Origin of the sequence: Mesorhizobium sp. M0518 (assembly GCF_040321125.1) — a bacterium.
GTDB lineage: Bacteria > Pseudomonadota > Alphaproteobacteria > Rhizobiales > Rhizobiaceae > Mesorhizobium.
Map to the genome: position 1 here is coordinate 1 of NZ_JAMYQY010000065.1, position 815 is coordinate 815.

The 815-nt window shown below is 60.9% G+C and carries 1 pseudogene; it reads right to left on the minus strand.

Annotated elements, in window-relative coordinates:
• Nucleotides 1-815: pseudogene (locus NKI66_RS32615) on the minus strand (IS3 family transposase); the annotation flags it as partial.

Genomic DNA, 815 nt, shown 5'->3' on the forward strand with positions numbered 1-815 from the left:
TTATAAAGGTCCATGACCGGTGAGAGATAGAGCTTGTCGCCCGCCAGGTTGAACTCCGTCACATCGGTCACCCATTTATGGTTGGCGCTGTCAGCGTTGAACTGGCGTTGAATGAGATCGGGAGCCGTCCTTCCGATGCCGCCTTTGTAGGAGCGATACTTCTTCGGCCTGACCAGCGACTTCAATCCCATCTCCACCATCCGACACTGCACCGCCTTGTGATTGACGACATGACCGAGCCGGCGCAGTGCAGCAGCCACCCGGCGATAACCGTAGCGGCCCTTGTGGCTGTCGAAGACGGCTCTGATCTTCTCCTTGAGACCAGCATGGCGGTCGACGCGGGACGCCTTCTGTCGATAGTAGAACGTGCTGCGGGAAAGCCCTGCCAGTTTGAGCAGACCATCGAGCGGATAGAGCAGCCTTAACGCTTGGACAGCTTGCGCTTTTTGGGCGCGTGTCCCTGCGTTAAGGCCTCCAGTTTTTTTAGGTAGGCGTTCTCCATGCGCAGATGGTTCAGTTCCGCAAGCAGCTCTTCGCGGCTCTTGGTCTCATCACTCTGCGCCACGGGCGGCTCGCCAGGCGACGGCGGGTCTGACATCGATCGCGGCCTTCCTCTGCGGCGCGGCGCGAGCGCCTCTATCCCACCGGCTTCATAGCGCCTCTCCCAGTCCGGAAGGCAGCCGGCGTTGCGGATATTGAACAGCGCGGCCGTCTGTCGGCAGGACAGTCCATCCTCCCACATCCGGTGCAGAACCGACAGCTTGAACTCGCCGTCATAGTGGCTGAGCTTGCGAGCGAGGCCGGCAACCCCGTGC